This is a genomic window from Aliidiomarina sp. (genome assembly GCF_022565475.1).
Lineage (GTDB): Bacteria > Pseudomonadota > Gammaproteobacteria > Enterobacterales > Alteromonadaceae > Aliidiomarina.
In genome coordinates this window covers 35,452-55,394 of the sequence record NZ_JAIUMR010000015.1, presented here as the reverse complement: position 1 = coordinate 55,394, position 19,943 = coordinate 35,452, and the positions used below count along the sequence as shown (strand labels likewise).

The 19,943-nt window shown below is 51.3% G+C and carries 15 protein-coding genes; 5 read left to right on the top strand and 10 right to left on the bottom strand.

Annotated features, from left to right (window positions below; genetic code table 11):
- The coding region (locus tag LAT77_RS11540; RefSeq protein WP_290564718.1) for a hypothetical protein at positions 1-223 on the top strand (223 nt) is incomplete at its 5' end.
- A 98-nt stretch (positions 224-321) separates the two neighbouring features.
- Here the strand turns inward: LAT77_RS11540 and LAT77_RS11535 are convergent.
- Genes LAT77_RS11535 through LAT77_RS11510 form a run of 6 tightly spaced genes read right to left on the bottom strand, consistent with a single transcriptional unit; the run spans position 322 to position 7,320 of the window.
- Positions 322-2,031 (bottom strand): BatD family protein, encoded by a 1,710-nt coding sequence (locus tag LAT77_RS11535; RefSeq protein WP_290564717.1) that lies wholly within the window; start codon positions 2,029-2,031, stop codon positions 322-324.
- Position 2,032: 1 nt separating this feature from the next.
- Positions 2,033-3,841 carry a tetratricopeptide repeat protein gene (locus tag LAT77_RS11530; protein ID WP_290564716.1) on the bottom strand — a complete coding sequence of 603 codons (1,809 nt, stop codon included), beginning with the start codon at positions 3,839-3,841 and terminating at the stop codon, positions 2,033-2,035.
- Positions 3,838-4,854 carry a VWA domain-containing protein gene (locus tag LAT77_RS11525; protein WP_290564715.1) on the bottom strand — a complete coding sequence of 339 codons (1,017 nt, stop codon included), beginning with the start codon at positions 4,852-4,854 and terminating at the stop codon, positions 3,838-3,840. Before LAT77_RS11525 ends, LAT77_RS11530 begins: the two co-directional genes overlap by 4 nt.
- The gene (locus tag LAT77_RS11520; RefSeq protein WP_290564714.1) at positions 4,851-5,351 is read right to left on the bottom strand and encodes a DUF4381 domain-containing protein; all 501 of its coding nucleotides are present in this window, start codon (positions 5,349-5,351) and stop codon (positions 4,851-4,853) included. The genes LAT77_RS11525 and LAT77_RS11520 overlap by 4 nt, the downstream gene beginning before the upstream one ends.
- Positions 5,351-6,325 (bottom strand): DUF58 domain-containing protein, encoded by a 975-nt coding sequence (locus LAT77_RS11515; RefSeq protein ID WP_290564713.1) that lies wholly within the window; start codon positions 6,323-6,325, stop codon positions 5,351-5,353. The genes LAT77_RS11520 and LAT77_RS11515 overlap by 1 nt, the downstream gene beginning before the upstream one ends.
- Positions 6,326-6,360: 35 nt before the next feature.
- The gene (locus tag LAT77_RS11510) at positions 6,361-7,320 is read right to left on the bottom strand and encodes a MoxR family ATPase (RefSeq protein WP_290564712.1); all 960 of its coding nucleotides are present in this window, start codon (positions 7,318-7,320) and stop codon (positions 6,361-6,363) included.
- 124 nt (positions 7,321-7,444) lie between these two features.
- Here LAT77_RS11510 and fadI point away from each other — a divergent pair, with 124 nt between their 5' ends.
- Complete coding sequence (fadI, locus tag LAT77_RS11505) at positions 7,445-8,773, top strand: acetyl-CoA C-acyltransferase FadI (RefSeq protein WP_290564711.1); 1,329 nt, start codon at positions 7,445-7,447, stop codon at positions 8,771-8,773.
- A complete protein-coding gene (gene fadJ / locus LAT77_RS11500) occupies positions 8,773-10,905 on the top strand; it encodes a fatty acid oxidation complex subunit alpha FadJ (protein WP_290564710.1) in 2,133 nt (710 codons plus the stop codon). Before fadI ends, fadJ begins: the two co-directional genes overlap by 1 nt.
- 137 nt (positions 10,906-11,042) lie before the next feature.
- Here the strand turns inward: fadJ and LAT77_RS11495 are convergent, their stop codons facing one another.
- The 4 genes from LAT77_RS11495 to nadK all read right to left on the bottom strand — a co-directional run bounded on the left by LAT77_RS11495 (position 11,043) and on the right by nadK (position 17,037).
- On the bottom strand, positions 11,043-13,793 hold the full coding sequence (locus LAT77_RS11495; protein ID WP_290564709.1) for an insulinase family protein: 2,751 nt from the start codon (positions 13,791-13,793) through the stop codon (positions 11,043-11,045).
- Between the two features lie 66 nt (positions 13,794-13,859).
- Positions 13,860-14,207, bottom strand: a complete 348-nt coding sequence (locus LAT77_RS11490; RefSeq protein ID WP_290564708.1) for an outer membrane protein assembly factor BamE — start codon at positions 14,205-14,207, stop codon at positions 13,860-13,862.
- Positions 14,208-14,365: 158 nt separating this feature from the next.
- On the bottom strand, positions 14,366-16,036 hold the full coding sequence (recN, locus tag LAT77_RS11485) for a DNA repair protein RecN (RefSeq protein WP_290564707.1): 1,671 nt from the start codon (positions 16,034-16,036) through the stop codon (positions 14,366-14,368).
- Positions 16,037-16,131: 95 nt separating this feature from the next.
- Positions 16,132-17,037, bottom strand: coding sequence for an NAD(+) kinase (nadK, locus tag LAT77_RS11480; RefSeq protein WP_290564706.1), 906 nt, complete (start codon positions 17,035-17,037; stop codon positions 16,132-16,134).
- A gap of 214 nt (positions 17,038-17,251) precedes the next feature.
- Here nadK and grpE point away from each other — a divergent pair, with 214 nt between their 5' ends.
- Positions 17,252-17,866 carry a nucleotide exchange factor GrpE gene (gene grpE / locus LAT77_RS11475; protein ID WP_290564705.1) on the top strand — a complete coding sequence of 205 codons (615 nt, stop codon included), beginning with the start codon at positions 17,252-17,254 and terminating at the stop codon, positions 17,864-17,866.
- A 97-nt stretch (positions 17,867-17,963) separates the two neighbouring features.
- Positions 17,964-19,886 carry a molecular chaperone DnaK gene (dnaK, locus tag LAT77_RS11470; protein ID WP_290564704.1) on the top strand — a complete coding sequence of 641 codons (1,923 nt, stop codon included), beginning with the start codon at positions 17,964-17,966 and terminating at the stop codon, positions 19,884-19,886.
- Positions 19,887-19,943 lie beyond the last annotated feature (57 nt).

The following is a 19,943-nucleotide window of genomic DNA, read 5'->3' as shown; positions in this document are numbered from 1 at the left end:
TCGAGCGGGTGCTCTAGTTGCTGTTGCTGACTTGATTGGGTGGTTCTGTGCTTGTTTGCTGGATGATTATGTCGATGTTGAGGAGGATGATGACGTCGATGATGACGACGATGATGATGGCGGTACTGTTACAGTTACTACGCCTCCACCAACGACCACAGTTACAGTTCCAACGATAACTGGAACGACAACGTCAACGGTCACCGTAACATTTGGTGGTTAATCACTAAGTGTTTCATCGCAACCGAATAAAAAACCGCTCCTTGAAAGAGCGGTTTTTTTATTTCTACTAGCTACCTTCGGCATTCAAAGAGGTCGTAATTAGGTGTGATACAGTGGTGGTAGTGTTACATCATCCTGACCGTTGTGGGCTTGGTTTTTGTGCATCGACTGGATGATCTGCCAGAGTGATTTGCCGCCTTGCCATGGGCTCTGGTCGGCGCGATAGAGTGCGCGTTCAAGGTCTTCTACCGAGGCTTGCAGTGCGTCGGAGTGAAGTTGCTGCGCAACATCATGGACGCCACGCGCAACCTGACCGGTACGTGCCTTATGCCAACTTAATAAGGCTAAGCGCGCAGCACGCGGATCGTTTTTCATGCAGGCGGTTTTAAGTGCTTGCAGTGGTTTCCGCGCGGCAGGCGGAATTTTGTTTGGCGTTGATGGTTGTTGCTGCCGTTTTAGAAAGAAAAATACAAGTGTCGAAACCCATAAAAGTGCGAAGACAAGGCTCACCCATGGCCATACGCCGTAACGATAGACAATGACGGTTTCCATTGTGGTCGGCAATGTACTGACAGCAGGATCAGCGGTTGGTAAAGCTGCGGGCTCTGCCTGGATGCTCCCCGGAATTTGTAATCCCCCGGGAGGATTGATCACTTCGATGGTTCGCGCTGGTAAAACAGCGACTTCGGCTTGATCAGTGTCTGTGTTCCACCATGGGATACGAACTTCCGGTAATTCATAGGTGCCGGCACTAGCAGGGACAATGGCTGTGGCAAAGACCGTACGGGCTAGATTTGTGCCACGGGCAGTAATCTGTTCGCTTTGGCCGCGATCCGGGTAGACGCGGAGGCCTTGCGGATAGTCAATTTCAAGTTCAGGAAGCTGCTCAGGACGCACGCCAGCAGCAGTTACGGTGATCCGACGGGTAATGGGTTCACCAACCGTAAAACGCTGCGTATCAGGCTCCCACGCTTCTTCTAAGCTTAATCTCGGGGTGGGCAGCCAGGTGCCAGTGAACTCCGCCGGACGGGGGCGAACATTCAGCGTTTGTGCGGTGGTCCCCATACTTACCGGCTCGATTCGCCCAAGCGCGCTGAAACCTGTGGTTGGCATGCGCCGGATTTGGCCATCAAAATAGATGGCGGGGATGGTCAATTCACCACTACGTCGCGGTGTAATCGCGTAATTACGGGTAATCACAAGGTAGCGTTTACCATCGATTAATTCTTGGGTTTGCTGGTCTTGGCCAATCTGTTCGATCTGTAAGTGCTCGACGGCAGGGAAGTTGACGCTGCCGCCTTCTGGGTTCATCGCAAAATGCAATTTCACCTGCGCGCGAACTTGCTGTTGGACATAAGGGCTCTGGGTATCGAGCTCGAAGGTCATGAAATAGTCCGGTGCTTCGCCGGTGTCGACCGGCGTCAGCACCTCCAGACGGATTGGCTGAGTGCGCATACCAGCGACGTCAAATGCGGGAATCTCCGTACTTCCTGGCTCGCGAGCAAGTAGCGTTAACCGCCACTCGGTGGTGTTTTGCGTCTGACCATTGATGGTACTAGATGACTGCTGATAGCCGGTATTACGCAGGACTAGGCGGCCAAGGTCGCTGGGTATCGTCAAGGCATTGCGCGGCAGCCGCTCGTTGGCACGAATAACTAACGTGAGTGATTCGCCAGCAATGACGGGGTTTTTGTCCACGTTCGCGCTAACACTGAGCGATTCAGCAAGGGCGTTATTGATGAACGCAGTCGACGACATCGAGCAAAGGAAAATCAACCAAGAGATGAATATGAACTTCACCGTGCGCATTCTAAAATCCCCGTGGTGGTAATTGTTGGCGTCGACGCTCAGCTTCTCGACGCAAGCGGTTTTGTAAAAGCAAGGTCGGATCGTCTTGCAAGCGACGTAAGATTTGTTCTAACTCCTCACGCTCTTCAGCACTGAGATCATCGACATCAAGCGCTTCTGGGCGAGCTTCTGCTTCCTCACCTTCGGCTGGCGTAGGTTCGGGCTCTTGTTCTTGTTGGGCAGTCTCGGCGTCATCTTCCTGCCCGCCTTCATCTTGCTGCTCGGGTGAACTGTCTTGCTCGCTTTCTTGTTGTTGATCCTGGTCTTGTTGCTGTGGATCTTGCTGACCTTCGTCGGTCGTGTCACTTTCGCTGCTGTCTTGCTCTTGTTCGCCATCGCCTTCGCTGTCTTGCTGCTGTTGGTCGCGCAATTGTTCTAATAGCGCCCTATTTTCCGCAGCTTCAGTCCAATTGGGACGCTGTGCTAAGGCTTCGTCGTAAGCGGCAATGGCAGCGTCTAACTCGCCAAGGTGGGCAAGGGCGTTGCCGCGATTGTAAGCGGCTTCGGGACTTTCCGCTTGGCTGTAGGCTGCCACGGCATTGGCGTAGTCGCCCGCTCGATACCAAGCGTCACCCTGGTGCTCGGGCTGCGTGAATTTGCTCGCTGCAGCATCGTAGGCACCTTGGTTAAATAGTTGCTGTGCTTGTTGGTCTCGAGTCAAGAAAGGGCGTTGCCACCATGCGACTTGCTGCGGTCGAGCGGCGTTTTCGCTAACACCATCGGTTGCGGCCGAGACCGGGGCGCTTGGCAAAAAGCTGACGAGCGCAACTGTGGTTAATGGTATCAACCAGAGCTGACCGCGACGGGCGAGTGGTAATAACCATGGCAAGAGCAGCAGAGCGAGCCAAGGGGCGCCATCGAGCCAGAGTTCACCGGTGATTTCACTTTCGCTAAAATCACCAACACGCAAACTTTGTTCGTAGAGTAGGGTAATGTCACTATCATCCGTTTGCGCGGCGACATAAAGACCGCCGGTTTCTCGAGTGATACGCTGCAAGTAATCCGGTACTAAGCGCGGAAGTAGTACGCGCCCTTGGCCGTCGCGAACGAAATCGCCTTGCGCATCGCGCACCGGCGCGCCTTCACTGGTGCCAACGGCGAGAACCGAAACACGGAAACTGTGCGGTTGTAGCAAGGTTCGTAGCTCTTGCATATCGCGTTGGTCAATACCACTGGTCAGCCAATAAATATCACCTTCGCGATAGCCGCCATCGATCAACAAATCAATAGCGGCGCGCATTGCCAAAACGGGATCATGGCCGCGAATGGGCATGATTTCCGGGGTGATCACGCGCAGATTTTGGAGAATCGTTGCGCCGTCACGGGTCAGCGGATTGACGACGAACGCATCACCGGCATAGGCCACAAAACCAAGTTGGCCTTCACGGAATTGTTCGACCAAATCAATCGCTTTAAAGCGCAGTTGGCTAAACCGATCTGGGGCGATGTCTTGGGCACGGGTTTGCACACTGGTATCCAACAGGAGCACCGCGCCGCGATCTTGATTAAACACGGGCAACTCGACTTTTTGCCATGCGGGGCCGGCTAACGCGAGGATTGCAATGAGAAAAAATATTGCTGTGCCAATGCTTGTCCAGCGTGTTTGGCGTGCACTTTTGCCAATAATCATACGTGCACGCAAGTGGGGTGCAATCACCTGCTCTGGACCTTGCTGCTGACGCGAACGCCAGATGATAATCGGAACTATCCCGACGAGCCAAATCAGCAATAACCACAAAGCTTGCGGACGCAGCCAGATAAACTCGATCATTGGCTAGCCTCCTGACTTTCTGATGTCTCAGTGGCTTGACGTCGCGGCAGGTGCAGACCGGACAATAACAGCAAGAGGCTGAGAATAAATGCCAGTGCAAGCGGATAAGCGGCTAAACTAATGAACGGACGGAAATACTGTTCGGCAGCCGCAATCGGCTCGAGCTCATCAATAATTTGGTAAATCTCTTCCATTTCTTCCGTACTGCGGCCACGAAAGTAGCGCCCTCCGGAGACTTCCGCAATGGTCGTTAAAAAGCGTTCGTCGAGATCAGCGCTCGGATTGATACGGCGTTCGCCAAACAGGCCTTGCACGGTCATTTCGTCAGATCCAATACCGATGGTGTGAATCTTTACATCATGATTAGCGGCTAATTGTATCGCTTGTTCAGCATTAATGACGCCGGTGTTGATCATGCCATCGGTCAGCATCAAAACCACTTGATTGTCGCTCGGGCGCTCTTCAAAGTATTTGATTGCAAGTCCAATTGCATCACCGAGCGCGGTGCGCTGGCCGGCTAGACCTATGGTGGCTTCTTCGGCCATGGTTGCAACAGTGGTCAAGTCGCTGGTGATCGGTACATAAACATAGGCATGATCTGCATAGACAATAAGACCGATGCGATCGCCACTGCGGCGGCGAATAAAGTCGGCAAGAATTTTGTGCGCGGCCTCTAACCGTGAGGCTCGGCGGCCGTTCAGAACCATGTCGTCCATTTCCATACTGCCGGATAAATCCAGCGCAATCATGATTTCGCGCGCTTCAGGATTAATCGGGATGGGTTCGTCAAGCCAACGTGGCTGGGCGACGGTGGCCACTAGAGTGGTCCAAATACACAAAGGCAGAATCCAACGCCCACGTCGCGCGCGCCGACTGACTTTTTCGGGTAAGACATATTGCTGCTGTGGCAACCACAGTGCGGGTGTTTGTCGCAATCGTTTCGGTAGTAGCCAGCGAACGAGTAAAGGCAACGGCAGTAGCAATAGAAACCAAGGCGCAGCAAATGTGATCATGAGCGCATCCCCCGGCCATGAATGCGAGTGGCCCAGCTGTTCTGCAACCATTGCATGGCGAGTGCCCGATAGCGTTGGGTCAATTCGGGCGCTGGTGCGGCGATGTAGAGTTGCGCCTGAATTTCAGCCATGTCCTTGGCGACGTCTTCTTGCATTGCGGTTGGCCATGTCGCTGTCCAAAAATCTAACCATGCTTGCCCGTGTAACTGAGCAATGCGTTCGCGCGGCCAAACAATAAAGCAGGCGCGCCGGATCGCAGTATGCACTTCAAGTAGACTTGATGCTGCAGTGATCTCGGCCTCCGCGAGCTTGATCAGCTGTTGGCGTTGACGTCGTTTTCGCCGTATTTTTAAGACTTGCATCAGGATAACAACGAGGACGATCAGGACTACCCACCAGCCCCAGTTCATCGGCAAAAACGTCACCGGCTCGGTGACTTGAATATCATGCAGTTGATCAAGCGGCGAGGCGACGAGGGCAATCCATTTCACGGCCATTATTGCGGCCTCCCGATAAACCATTGTTGCTGTACCGGTAGAGCTGCTGAAATGGCAATGTGGGCAATGCCATGGCGTCGGAGCTGGTCTGTTAATTTCTGCTGGCGCTTACTTGCGTGTTGCTGCCAGTTTTTGTGCGTAATGTTTTGGCTTGCTGGCAGTTGACCGCGAGTATTTTCACCTAAGCTCGATGGGCTCATGACGTCGATGTCTTGACGAAAGTTGGCCGGTAGTTGTCGCTCAAGGGGGTCAAACACTTGCACCGCGGTGACGTTGTGGTGGCGGCGAAGTCCGCGCATTAAATGCAATTCGTCGTCGCCACATTGGTAAAAGTCACTGATCAAGACAATGTCGGTACCCGGACGGCAGATTTGCTGTAAACGTTGCAGTTGGCTGGCTAAATTTTGCGTTGGCGGCGCGGCTGTTACGGCTTGGGTTTGCAGCGCAACCAGTTGTTTGAGGAGCAACAACGCACCATGCTGACGGCCTTGTGGTTTAATTTCATGATGCTGACTATCGTTGTAAATGAGTCCGCCAATGCGGTCGCCTCGTTGGACCGTGTGCCACGTCAAACCAGCGGCGATATGGGCAGCTTGAACTGACTTTAACAACAAGGTGGAACCGAAGTTCATGCTTGCACCGATATCGACACAGAGGTAGACCGGCCGCTCTTTTTCCTCACGATACAGCTTGGTGTGGGTTTTACCCGTACGCGCGGTGACGCGCCAGTCAATGGCGCGAATGTCATCGCCCGCCTGATAATGGCGCACTTCGTCAAACTCCATCCCACGCCCACGCGTTTTACTCAGGCGCTGGCCACTTTGAACCGTGATACCGGCACGACGAGGAACGGGCATACGCAATGGCTGCTGGCGATAGGCCAACAACTCGGTCAGATTCAATTCGCTGCCGTTACTATGCGCATCCTGTAACCACTGCGCTGCGCTAGCAGATGTAAAAGCCGACGACTTCATAATGACGATACAACTCTTATTATAGGCGACTTCAATTAGGGTGCAGGGACGAGTTCGAGAATTCGATCAATGACTTGATCCGCACTAATACCGTCTGCTTCGGCACCGTAACTTAAAATAATTCGGTGGCGCAAGATATTGTGTAACAAGCTGGCAATGTCGTCTGGCGTAACAAAGTCGCGACCAGCCAACCAAGCTTTGGCACGAGCACAACGGTCAAGGGCGATGGTCGCTCGCGGGCTCGCACCAATTGCTAACCAACTGGCTAAGGTTTCGCAATACGCTGCCGGCTGCCGTGACGCCATAATCAAAGCGACGAGATACGCTTCAACCTCGTTCGCCATGTGCAAGTCAATGAGTGCCTTGCGGGCTTCGAAAATTGTACTCTGCGATAAAGGCTCGGCCATGGTTACATGGCCCTGAATCGTTTCACTACGGGTCAACTGCAAAATTTTATGTTCGGTGGACGCGTCAGGATAGTCTAAGCTTAGGTGCATGAGAAAACGGTCAAGCTGTGCTTCAGGAAGTGGATAGGTGCCTTCTTGTTCGAGCGGATTCTGGGTCGCCATCACGGTGTACAGCGCGGGTAATTTGTAGGTGTTACGACCCACGCTGATTTGTCGTTCTGACATCGCTTCCAGCAATGCCGACTGCACTTTCGCTGGCGCCCGGTTTATTTCGTCAGCGAGAATCAAATTATGAAAGAGAGGCCCTTGTTGAAACAGAAATTCGCCAGTTTCCGGACGATAAATATCGGTGCCAGTTAGATCGGCGGGTAATAAATCGGGTGTGAACTGAATGCGTTGAAAGTCACCCTCGATGCCGCTAGCTAACGCTTGCACTGCACGGGTTTTTGCTAAGCCAGGGGGGCCTTCCACCAAGAGATGGCCATCCGCTAAAATTGCAATCAAAAGATGCTCAGTCAGACTCGGTTGGCCGAGCACCTGACTGTCGAGATAGGCGTGTAACTGGTGAAAAGCGTTGACTGCGCTCATAGCGTCCTCTTCATTTTTGTCGTTCAAATTGCACATCTTACGGCTATGGTTTTAATTTTCTACAATTGTGTATAGAATCGAAAGATAAATTGTGGTCTGACCACTAATACAACAGGGGTAATTTATGTCAGCTTCAGAACCGTCTGTCTCAGGACAGCGCTTGCGCACGGCTAAGGGCGACCGCATTGCGATTGTCGCTGGTTTACGGACGCCGTTTGCCAAGCAAGCCACTTACTTTCACGGTGTACCAGCAGTCGATATGGGATCGATGGTGGTACAGGAACTGATTCAGCGTACCAATTTAGACCCAGCATTGGTAGAACAATTAGTCTTTGGTCAGGTCGTGCAAATGCCTGAAGCGCCAAATATTGCGCGAGAAATCGTTTTGGCGACAAGCTTACCGGTCACCTGCGACGCGTTTAGCGTTAGCCGCGCCTGCGCGACAAGTTTCCAGTCCGCGGTCAGTGTTGCTGAAGCCATGGCGGCGGGCACCATTAGCGTGGCGATTGCCGGTGGAGCTGATTCGTCGTCCGTTCTGCCGATTGGCGTTTCGAAAAAATTGGCGCGCGCTTTGGTGGATTTAAACAAGGCACGAAGCCTTGGTCAACGCCTCAGTATTTTGAAGAGCTTAGGCCTTAAAGATTTAATGCCGGTACCACCGGCTGTGGCTGAGTATTCAACCGGTTTGAGCATGGGGCAGACCGCTGAGCAAATGGCCAAGAGTCATGGCATTAGCCGTGAAGATCAAGACAAACTTGCCCACCGCTCGCATCAACTCGCTCATGAAGCCTGGGAGGCTGGGAAATTGGCCGATGAGGTGATGACTGCACATGTGCCGCCGTATAAGGACTACATGAGCCGCGATAATAATATTCGTGCGAACTCGGATTTAGCCGGCTACGCAAAATTGCGCCCGGTTTTTGATAAAAAACACGGTACGGTCACTGCAGCGAACTCAACGCCGCTCACCGATGGCGCATCGGCGGTGCTGATGATGACTGAAAGTCGTGCCAAAGAGCTTGGCTATACGCCACTGGGATACATTCGTAGCTATGCATTTAGTGCTATCGACGTCTGGGAAGATATGTTGATGGGGCCGTCGTATGCGACCCCGATTGCATTAGATCGCGCTGGCATGACGCTGAATGATTTAACCTTGATTGATATGCATGAGGCTTTTGCGGCACAAACCTTGGCCAACGTAAAAGCGTTCGCGAGTCAAAAATTCGCTGCCGAGAAACTCGGTCGCAGCACTGCGATTGGTGAGATTGACGAAGCGAAGTTTAATGTCATGGGTAGTTCACTTGCCTATGGTCACCCGTTTGCCGCAACCGGTGCGCGGATGATGACGCAAGCCTTGAATGAACTGCATCGACGCGGTGGTGGAACGGCATTAACGACTGCGTGTGCGGCAGGCGGCTTAGGTGCAGCAGTAATCTTGGAGACAGAATAATGGCTAATGCAGAGACAAAAAGCGCCTTCCAACTGGATATTCGTGACAACGGTATTGGTGTAATCACCATCGATGTACCCGGCGAAAGTATGAATACGCTGAAAGCAACGTTCGCCGATGAAGTTGCGGATTTAATGGCACGGATCGAGCGCGAGAGCGGTTTGAAAGGTTTGGTCTTTATCAGTGGCAAGCCGAGTTCGTTTGTCGCTGGTGCGGATATTCGCATGATTAACGAATGCGAAACTGCAGCAGATGCAGAGAGCTTGGCGCGGCAAGGACAAGCGTTGTTTGATCGCTTAGAGGCAATGAAGATTCCAGTGATTGCCGCGATTCACGGTCCAGCGTTAGGCGGTGGCTTAGAGCTTGCGCTCGCCTGTCATGCACGTGTCGTCAGTGATTCGCCGAAAACGGTGCTGGGTGTGCCGGAAGTCCAGCTTGGTCTATTGCCCGGCTCGGGCGGGACACAGCGCTTACCACGTTTGGTCGGGGTGCAGAATGCACTGACCTTAATGCTAACCGGTAAACAATTACGACCGAAACAAGCCCTGAAAATGGGCTTGGTGGACGAAATTGTGCCGCAAAGCATCCTACTTGAAGCTGCCATTAAGCTGGCGCTGAAAGGTAAACCGAAGAAGAAAAAGCCGCAACTGAACCTTATGGGTAAAGTATTAGAGGGCCCGATGAGCTCTGTGCTGTATAAAAAAGCGCGTGAACAAGCGCAGAAAAAAGCACTCGGCAACTATCCAGCGATTGACAAGATCATCGACACGGTCATGCATGGCATGAGTAAGGGCATGCAGGCTGGTTTAGAATATGAAGCGAAGCAATTCGGTGAACTCGCAATGACCGAAGTGTCGTACCAGTTACGCAATATCTTTTTTGCGACTACCGAAATCAAGAAAGAAACCGGTGCTGAAGGCGTGCAACCGGACAAGGTGAAGAAAGCCGGTGTTCTTGGTGGTGGTTTGATGGGCGGCGGTATTGCTCATGTGAGTATTAACAAAGCGAAAGTGCCGGTGCGCTTGAAGGATATTAATCAAGAAGGTATCAAGAATGCTTTAGCCTATCATCACAAGCTATTGCTGCCGAAAGTGACGCGCAAAATCATGCGTCAGTCACAACTGCAACAAGAGTTGTTGATGTTGACGGGCACAGTCGACTACTCAGGTTTTAAAGACACCGATATCGTCGTTGAAGCTGTGTTTGAAGATCTTGGCCTGAAACAGCAAATGGTTGCAGATATCGAGGCGAATGCCGCCAAGCATACGATTTTTGCGACCAACACGTCGTCGCTGCCGATTACGAAAATTGCAGCTAAAGCTGAGCGTCCAGAGCAAGTGATTGGTTTGCATTACTTTTCTCCGGTCGAGAAAATGCCGCTCGCGGAAATTATTACCCATGCAGGGACGTCGCAGCAGACCATTGCCACCACGGTGGAGTTTGCCAAGCGCCAAGGGAAAACACCGATCGTGGTGCGTGACGGCGCGGGCTTTTATGTCAACCGTATTCTTGCGCCCTATATGAACGAAGCGGCACGGCTGCTGTTGGCCGGTGAGCCCATTGAAGTGCTCGACCAAACTTTGGTTAAGTTTGGTTTCCCAGTAGGGCCAATTACTTTATTGGATGAAGTTGGGATTGATGTTGCGGGTAAAGTCGCACCGATTCTGTCGGATGAATTGGGTGACCGCTTCAAGGCGCCAGATGCCTTCAGTAAGTTGCTGGACGATGGCCGCAAGGGTCGCAAGAGCAACAAAGGTTTCTATGTCTATGGCAGCAAGAAGAAAGGCAAAGAAGTCGACAGCTCGGTGTATCGCTTATTTGGTATCACGCCAGCGGCCAAGCTTGATAAAGAGATCATGATTGAGCGTTGTGTGCTGCCGATGTTGAACGAGGCTGCTTGGTGTCTGCAAGAAGAGATTATCCGCTCACCACGTGACGGTGATATCGGCGCCATCTTCGGTATTGGCTTCCCGCCATTCCGTGGTGGCCCGTTCCGTTATATGGACAGTTTAGGCGTGAAGCATGTCGTCGAGCGCTTGCAGCATTATGCTGAAACGGAAGGCGAGCGTTTTCAACCGTGCCAACTGTTGCTTGATATGGCCGCAGCAGGTGAGTCCTTCTACACAAAATAATTGATTTATCTTTAGGCTAAAACCCGCGCACTGCGCGGGTTTTTTATTGGCGTTGCTGGGTGAGTATACTCGTTATCTATCATATTTAATTAGATAACATTTAACTGATTAAAAATGATTAATTAAAATGAATGGTGTCATTTTGTTTCGTTGTCGCTGCAGGACTGCAAGCTCATTGCACACCGATCGGTGTTAAAGCGACTGGCAAAAAACGCTTGCAGCTCGCTGAGTGAGAGTTCCTCGACTTCTCCACAAATCTGGCTGGCCAAGCCAAAATTAGCAAAGTTATTGATAATCGCACCCCAATAGCGTTGGGCGCGCACTCGCAAGCTGGGGGCTGCTTCTTGCATTTGTCGAATGACACTCTGTTGGGCATTGGCAAACTCATTCGGGTCGAGGGTTTTGAGTTCACTGGCGAAGTCCGCCAAGAAAGCTTCCATGGCCTGTTGTAATGCTTGTGGTGACGTATGCGGCGATTGAATGTAGCACAACAAACCGGGCAGGCCGTGCATGGGTAAATAACTACTGCCGACTAAATAGCCGAGCTGCTGCTGGGTGCGTAGCTGATTAAAGAAGCGTGGGCCGAGTAGCTGGTTGATCACCAAGAACCCTGCTTTCTCATGCAATTCGGTCGTGTGGCCTTGCACAAACAGTGCGCAGGCGTGATCAGAATGCTCACTGTGAAAACGCGTTTCACTCATGCCGCTGGACAGTCGTTTCACGGTGCGTTGAACCTGTAACTGCGGCTGGCTGACAATGGGCAATGATTGTTTTACCCAGCTGGCCAAGTCTTGCGCGGTGGCGGTGTCGATGTCACCGTGGGTCAAGAGGATGACTTGTGCGTCACGGAGCATTCCTGGCAGCAGATTACAGTAGAGTTCAAAGTCCAAATCATCAATGCTCGCGGCCAATTCTTGCGCGGTGTAAGCGCCGTATTGGAGCTGGTGATGGAGCAGCGCAAACAGATGATTAATCGGTTTGTTTTGATTCATCGCCTGCCATTCACGTTGCAGCTGTTTGCGTACGGTTTGGAATTGTTGCTCACTACTACGATGCTCAGCAAGGCTGCGCATGAGCGCTTTGAATAGCTCAGGTTGTCGATCGGAAAAACCAGCGATGTGCAATGTGACACCGGACTGCTGCGGAAATAAGTTAAAGTGCATGCCCGCCACTTCGGCTGCATAAAACTGTTCATTGAGATCTTCGAGAGCGAGCTCGCACCAAATTCGGCTAATCGAATTATTGCGCGCGTTGGCCGTGGTCATGGGCAGTCGCAGTGACAAATAAATGTGTGCTTGGGGCTCTCGAAAGGTTGCATCCTGTAAATGCCAAAGCGTGATGCCAGCGGGGGCTTGCACCACTTGCGGCCAGTAACCATTGCGCTCGTCGGTGGCGCTCGCCGGCATGTTCTCGGCAAGCGGTAACGCTTCAATTCGTTTGGGAATATACGGGTTCGCGCTGGGTGACTGCAGCGCTGCAAAGCCTTTGGGCGTTTGCTTGAAGCGCTGCTTTTGCACTTCGCTTAGCGCTTCAATACGATATTCTGCACCATAATAATGTCCAACTTGGTCGGTCTCGACATCCCGGTGAATGAGCGTGATTCGACTTCGTTCAGGGGTCATTTCTGCCAGTAAGCGCTGTGCGAACTGATGGCGCAAACCATCCATGCGATAATCACCACTGATCACATGTTGGGGCTGATAATGCAGCATATTAATTGACAGCTGAGCGGCGAGATCGATAGGCCGTTGTGATTCGGGGAAACGGTAATTCAATTCTTGCATTTGCTGGCGTTCAGCATAAAGGTCATCGCGTAAACCGTGGGCAGCGATTTCCCGAATGGCGTAATAGCAAGCCTGCAAAATCTCGTCGATGTGCTCGAGCCCGTCGTCTGTGAGCAATATATTCAGATTAAAGTCTTTGAAGTTGTAGCCACTCATACCGCCGCCAGCAGAGAGCTCACTAATCCAATGTTTGGCACGTAATTCACTACATAAGCTCCCTGGGCCTTCATCACCGAGAAGGTGGGCAATAAATGAGGTGGTTTTGTGCAAATAATCACTGTTAATTTCTGGAAACGAGAAGGTCACGATCAAGCGGCTCGATTCTTTCAGCGGCCGCACGTAGATCATGCTACCCAGTTGTTCCGGCAAATAGATTGGTGTTTCCGGCAAGGCTTCCGGTAACCGACTGCTGGGCAAGGCGTTGAATTGCTCGGCGAGTGCCTCGAGCTCGTCCATCGACTGCGGGCCGATAAGTACCAACGCAGCGTTTGCGGCTGTGTAATAGGTTTGCCAGTACTCGCGCAGGCGCTGATGCATCGGTAAATTCGGATGATCAGCCAAAGTCTGTGCATTGCCGACCGAAAATTTAGCAAAAGGATGATGCGGATTCGCGGTTAGCTTGTGAACTTCATATAATCGACGTAGTTCGTCCTGACGCTTGAGTTGGTACTCCGCCTCAATCGACAGCCGTTCCTTGTCAACCCATTCTTCGGCGAATAGAGGTTCGGTAAACAGGCAGCGAAAATGCTCGAGAATCGCACTAAATGCGTCTGGACGGACCGTTAAGTAATAGTTGGTATGTTCGGTGGCCGTCCATGCATTATAGTGGCCGTTAGCGGCCTGTACGGCCTCGGCAAAGGATTCGGGGGCGGGAAACGAGCGACAGCCCAAGAACAGCATATGCTCAAGAAAGTGTGCAACGCCAGTTGCGTCTTCAGGATCTTGAAAGTGTCCGGCATTGACCGCAAAAGATGCTGCTGATTGAGTCAAGTCCGAATTGTGGGCAAGTAATACCGGCAATCCATTGTCCAGCCATATCCACCGATAAGCGTGCGGATCATGAGGGCTGGACTCTGGTATAAACGCGTTGTGCGTCATGTGCATGCGGTATTTCCTTTCCAGTGCTTCGGATCTCGGAGGTGCTGCAATACCGCTTCAGCACAGCAAAAACTATTGTTCGAGCGGTGTGTAAAAGTCGGCGTGAGGCTCGTAGTCACCGGTAACTGAGGTTAAGCGACCGTCTTCAAAGCTGAGCGTCATTTGCCGCAACTGAACGTCGCCGCGACCTGGCTTGAGACGGAAGATGTAATGCCATTCATCGCTGGCAAAAGCATTGTCAGCAACGGGTGCTCCTAATACGAAGCGCACTTGCTCTTGGGTCATACCGACTCGCAAGTTATCAACATCACGTTGCTCGATATAGTTGCCCTGAGGAATGTCAATTTTGTAGACCAAAGGGTCGATCACTGCGCAGTGAGTCAGCAGCAGCGTTGCTGCAATAGCAAGTGGTAATCTCATAATTCTTCCGATTTCTCTAATGTAGGAACAAATCTTATCGCAAAAACCGCCCGTTGTACCAGAGGCAAACCACGGTTAATTTTTTTCGTGCGTGTATTGGTCTGTTGTTTTGCGCAGAAGTTCCCGTCAACCAAAGGGCTGACGGGAAATTTATCGGTTTAACTGGCTAATAACTCGCGCGCATTGGCGAGTGAATGATCGGTGACAACGTCGCCAGCAAGGAGGCGTGCGAGCGCATGCACACGATCATCCTGTTGTAAGGATTGCATTGACGTTAGGGTTTGGCCGTTATGTGCTTCTTTACTGACAAATAAGTGCTGATGGGCACGCGCGGCAACTTGTGGCAAATGGGTAACGCAGATGACTTGATTATTTGCCCCTAACGCTTGCAACAACTTGCCAACGGTTGTTGCCGTCGGGCCGCTTACACCAACATCAACTTCGTCAAAAATGAGTGTCGGCAGCGCGCCTTGGCCTGCAGTCAGAACCTGAATGGCGAGGCTAATTCGTGACAGCTCACCACCGGAGGCGACTTTCGCAATCGGTTGCAGTGGCTGGCCAGCATTAGCGCTGACGGTAAAGATCACTTGGTCAATACCTTGAGCCGAGGCGAAATCGTCAGCATGGCTCGTGATTTTTACTTTAAACTCGCCGTCAGGGATATTCAGCTTGTGCATGCTATCCGTCACTTTGACGGCGAGATCGTCAGCTGCTTTTTGGCGGCTTAGGGTTAATTGTTTGGCATGATCAATGAACTGCACTTGCGCCGTTTTAATTTCAGGGTCCAAATCCGCCAGACGTGTTTCAGCCGCATTCAATTCAGCAAGCTCAGCACTGATATTGGCGAGCAAATCGCCGAGCTGTTCTGGCGCTACCTGATGCTTCCGTGCAAGTTGTAAGGCAGCACTCATGCGCTTTTCGCAATCGGCAAGTGACTCCGGATCAAGTTCAACGTGATCTTGATAATGGCGGAGTTCGCGTGCTGCTTCTTCTACCTGAACACTCGCTTCGCTTAACAAGGCCACGACCGGTTGTAGCTGTGCATCGAGTGCCACACTATTTTGTAGGCGCTCGATGACCCCTTGAATGAGGTTGTAAACATTATTGTGTTCACCGTCGTACAAGGAGTTAAGGGCAAACTGACTGTCAGCAAGTAACTCCGAAGCATTAGCGAGGCGTTTGTGATCGCTTTCAAGCTCTGCGTAGGCGTCAGCGCTAAGTGCTGCTTCTTGTAATTCTTTAACCTGATAATCAAGGAGTTGCTGGCGCGCTTCTTGCGCATCCTGCTGACTTTGTAGACGCTGTTTCTCGCGCACTAGTCGACGCCATTCGCGGTAGGCGGTGCTGGTTGAATTTAACAGCGATGCATGGCCTGCATACTGATCAAGCAACTGTAATTGATACTCTGGCTTCATGAGCAGGTGATGGTCATGTTGACCGTGAATACTGACCAAATGACTGCCGAGATCCTTGAGCAGATTCATCGGTACTGGGGCGCCGTTAATAAATCCTTTAGAGCGACCTTCACTAGTGATCACGCGGCGAACAATGCACTCTTCATCTACGTCGATGCCCAGCTCATGTTCGTCGAGCCAAGCTTGCACGTGGGGCAGGCCTTGAATTTGAAAACACGCGGTGATTTCGGCTTTGTCACTGCCATTCCGAACCATACCTGATTCTGCTCGTGCGCCTAAACATAGACTTAACGCATCCAAAGCAATGGATTTGCCGGCGCCGGTTTCGCCGGTAATTGCGGTCATACCGGATTGAAAGTCAATGGTGAGTTCATCAACGATAGCAAATTGTCGAATATGCAAATGAGTGAGCATGGCTGGGCCTCGCGATAGCATTTACGGATACTGTTGTTATATACAGTAAATATACAGTAGTTATCCAGTAGTGCAAGAGGCTGTTGAAAAAATATTCAGAATAGGCGACTGCCCCAGTTCAATTTATTACGCAGCACGTGGTAATAGTTGTAGTTCAGCGGATGGATTAGCCTTAATGGTTTCTGCTGACGTTGAATAATAATTTCCGCACCAGCGCTAACAGGTAACTTCATGTGCCCGTCGCAGCTGATGTGCAAAGGCTGGTCGTCGGGTGCGACTAGAATTTTAACCACGCTGTCGCCGCTGACGACAATCGGCCGACTGCTCAGCGTATGCGGGAACATCGGTACTAGGGTCATGGCGTTTAACCCTGGCGTTAAAATCGGGCCACCGGCGGAGAGGGAATAGGCGGTTGAACCGGTCGGGGTTGCGACAATCAAACCGTCAGAACGCTGGCTAAAAACAAATTGGCCGTCGACTTGCACTTCGAATTCAACCATGTGAGCGACCTGGTCGGAGTGTAATACGACCTCATTCATGGCGTTATTGCGCTGGCTCACGACACCGTTTAACTCCACTCGGGCATCGAGCAAAAAACGATGTTCGGTGTGGTATTTTCCTTTGAGAACCTCGCGCAGTTGTGCTGCCGCTTCATCAGGCGATAAGTCGGTAAGAAAACCTAAGTTACCGCGGTTCACACCAATGACCGCAATATCGTACAAACTCAGCGCTCGTGCGGCACCGAGCATTTTGCCGTCGCCGCCAATAACAATGGCTAATTCAGCGCGCTGACCGATATCAGCAATCGAGCAACGTTCAATTTCTTTTGGCAGAATATGCACCGGGCCATCTTCATCGGCGAGTACGGTATAACCTTCAGCAATTAACAGAGCAGCAACTTGTAGCAAGGTTTCTTGCGCTGTTGTTGATTCATTTTTGCTCAATAACCCCACTACCTGAAACGGTGGGTGAATGTCGCTGTCAGTGCGGTTCACGGCCATTCGAACTCCTCATTCAATCAATCTTCCATAAGCTACGGACTTTGTTTGCGCAGATCAATATCCAAGGCCGGCAGAATTGACGTTAAATTTCCCGCAGAAATGAAAAATAAATGCTTGAAATAAAATTCCCTGACCCCATATCCGATGCAAGCTAGAGTTTTGGTGCGGTTAATAAGGCGCCGCATGGGTTTAAGTTTCAGTGACGGAGAATGGCATGAGTACGCAGGGCCAACCAGAAGATCAGAAGCACAATGACGCCACTCAGGTGGAAGAAGGTGCTGAACAAGTTAGCGACGCGGCGGAGACCGTATCGACTGAGGAAGCAAATGAGCAGGCCGAAGTTTTAAGCGAGCGCGAAGCGGAGCTTGAGCAACAGGTGCAGAACTTGCGTCAAGAGTTACAAAACGAGCGGGATAAGGCGTTGCGCGTTGCCGCCGAAGCCGAAAACGTTCGTCGCCGGGCATCACTCGAAGTCGAAAAGGCGCGTAACTTTGCCCTAGAAAAATTTGCCGGTGAGTTATTAACCGTGATTGATAATTTAGAGCGGGCATTGCAGAGCATTGACCGTGAAGACGAGGCCCAAGCACAGGTTGCTGAAGGTATCGACATGACGCACAAAGGCTTTGTGCACACCATTGAAAAATTTGGCATGGAAGTGGTCGACCCGCAAGGTCAACCATTTAACCCGCAAATGCACGAAGCAATGGGCATGCAAGAACACGCAGAGCTACCAGCCAACACTGTGCTGTATGTGATGCAAAAAGGTTACACCCTGAATGGCCGCTTGTTGCGCCCAGCCATGGTGATGGTTTCGAAAGCGCCAGAGTAACTGGTCGTAAAAAACCTTAGTAAATGTATTGAAATCTTTACGGGTCGTCCCCAAATAGAAGACATCCCGGAATCAATTTGAAAGTGTGGAGATAGTTATGGGTAAAATCATTGGTATCGATTTAGGCACCACCAACTCGTGTGTGGCCATTATGGATGGTGACAAAGCTCGCGTTATTGAAAACGCGGAAGGCGATCGTACAACTCCGTCAGTGGTCGCTTTTGCCGATGACGGTGAAGTGTTAGTCGGTGCGCCGGCAAAACGCCAAGCAGTCACCAACCCGAAAAATACTTTATTTGCGATTAAGCGTTTAATCGGTCGTCGCTTCGAAGACGAAGAAGTACAGCGCGACATCGGCATTATGCCGTTTGGTATCGCCAAAGCCGATAATGGCGACGCGTGGGTCGAAGTGAAAGGCGAGAAAAAAGCGCCACCACAAATTTCTGCTGAAGTTCTGAAGAAAATGAAGAAAACAGCGGAAGACTACCTTGGCGAGAAAGTTACCGAAGCGGTCATCACCGTTCCGGCTTACTTTAACGACGCTCAACGTCAAGCCACCAAAGACGCAGGCCGCATTGCCGGTCTTGAAGTGAAGCGGATTATTAACGAGCCAACTGCTGCTGCATTAGCCTACGGTATGGACAAAAAGTCAGGTGACCGCACGGTTGCTGTGTATGACTTAGGTGGCGGTACGTTTGATATCTCTATCATCGAAATTGACGAAGTTGATGGCGAACATACCTTTGAAGTACTCGCGACCAATGGTGATACACACTTAGGTGGTGAAGACTTTGATAACCGTGTCATCAACTACCTAGTTGAACAGTTCCAGAAGGACCAAGGTATCGACTTACGGAAAGATCCGTTAGCGATGCAGCGTCTGAAAGAAGCTGGTGAGAAGGCCAAGATCGAGTTGTCTTCAGCGCAACAAACTGAAGTGAACTTGCCTTATATTACTGCCGATGCAACTGGTCCGAAGCACATGGCAATCAAATTAACGCGCTCGAAGCTTGAGTCGTTAGTTGAAGACATGGTGCAGAAAACCCTGGAACCAGTGAAGCAAGCACTTGCCGATGCAGGTCTGAAAGTGGGTGACATCAACGATATTATTTTGGTTGGTGGTCAGACGCGGATGCCGAAAGTCCAGCAAGTTGTTGCCGACTTCTTTGGTAAAGAAGCACGTAAAGACGTGAACCCAGACGAAGCAGTTGCCGTGGGTGCAGCAGTGCAAGCTGGTGTACTTCAAGGTGACGTGAAAGACGTACTCTTGCTTGACGTGTGTCCGTTATCACTTGGTATTGAAACCATGGGTGGTGTCATGACCACCTTGATTGAGAAGAATACGACGATTCCAACGAAGAAATCGCAAACCTTCTCAACAGCGGATGACAACCAGTCTGCAGTAACGATTCATGTGTTGCAGGGTGAGCGTAAGCGTTCAAGTGACAACAAGTCATTAGGTCAGTTTAACCTTGAAGGTATTCGTCCAGCGGCGCGCGGTGTGCCGCAAATCGAAGTCACCTTCGATATTGACGCAGACGGTATCTTGCATGTGTCGGCGAAAGACAAAGACACCGGCAAAGAGCAGAAGATCACTATTAAAGCGTCTTCTGGTCTGAGCGATGACGAAGTCGAGAAAATGGTTCGTGACGCGGAAGCGCACGCTGAAGAAGACAAGAAATTTGAAGAAATGGTGCAAGCGCGGAACCAAGCAGATGCTTTGGTCCACGCTACCAAGAAGCAAGTTGAAGAAGCTGGCGACGATCTACCTGCAGATGACAAATCTGCAATTGAAGGCGCCATCAGCGAGCTAGAAGACGCGATTAAAGCAAGTGACAAAGAAGCGATTGAGGCGAAGTCACAAGCGCTGATGGAGAAGTCTGCGAAGTTGATGGAAATTGCCCAGCAGAAAGCTCAGCAACAGCAAGCAAGCGGTGCGGATAGCAGCGCGGCGAGCGATGCAGCCGACGATGTGGTCGACGCTGAGTTTGAAGAAGTGAAAGACGACGAGAAAAAGTAAGACGCTCGCGTGATTCATGACTAAGTAGCACGGGCGTTTCCTTCGGAGACGCCCGTG

Bases quoted from the DNA above. Each gene is read 5' to 3' on its own strand.
- LAT77_RS11535 (WP_290564717.1), bottom strand. From the start codon at position 2,031: ATGCGCACGGTGAAGTTCATATTCATCTCTTGGTTGATTTTCCTTTGC.
- LAT77_RS11530 (WP_290564716.1), bottom strand. From the start codon at position 3,841: ATGATCGAGTTTATCTGGCTGCGTCCGCAAGCTTTGTGGTTATTGCTG.
- LAT77_RS11525 (WP_290564715.1), bottom strand. From the start codon at position 4,854: ATGATCACATTTGCTGCGCCTTGGTTTCTATTGCTACTGCCGTTGCCT.
- LAT77_RS11520 (WP_290564714.1), bottom strand. From the start codon at position 5,351: ATGGCCGTGAAATGGATTGCCCTCGTCGCCTCGCCGCTTGATCAACTG.
- LAT77_RS11515 (WP_290564713.1), bottom strand. From the start codon at position 6,325: ATGAAGTCGTCGGCTTTTACATCTGCTAGCGCAGCGCAGTGGTTACAG.
- LAT77_RS11510 (WP_290564712.1), bottom strand. From the start codon at position 7,320: ATGAGCGCAGTCAACGCTTTTCACCAGTTACACGCCTATCTCGACAGT.
- fadI (WP_290564711.1), top strand. From the start codon at position 7,445: ATGTCAGCTTCAGAACCGTCTGTCTCAGGACAGCGCTTGCGCACGGCT.
- fadJ (WP_290564710.1), top strand. From the start codon at position 8,773: ATGGCTAATGCAGAGACAAAAAGCGCCTTCCAACTGGATATTCGTGAC.
- LAT77_RS11495 (WP_290564709.1), bottom strand. From the start codon at position 13,793: ATGCACATGACGCACAACGCGTTTATACCAGAGTCCAGCCCTCATGAT.
- LAT77_RS11490 (WP_290564708.1), bottom strand. From the start codon at position 14,207: ATGAGATTACCACTTGCTATTGCAGCAACGCTGCTGCTGACTCACTGC.
- recN (WP_290564707.1), bottom strand. From the start codon at position 16,036: ATGCTCACTCATTTGCATATTCGACAATTTGCTATCGTTGATGAACTC.
- nadK (WP_290564706.1), bottom strand. From the start codon at position 17,037: ATGGCCGTGAACCGCACTGACAGCGACATTCACCCACCGTTTCAGGTA.
- grpE (WP_290564705.1), top strand. From the start codon at position 17,252: ATGAGTACGCAGGGCCAACCAGAAGATCAGAAGCACAATGACGCCACT.
- dnaK (WP_290564704.1), top strand. From the start codon at position 17,964: ATGGGTAAAATCATTGGTATCGATTTAGGCACCACCAACTCGTGTGTG.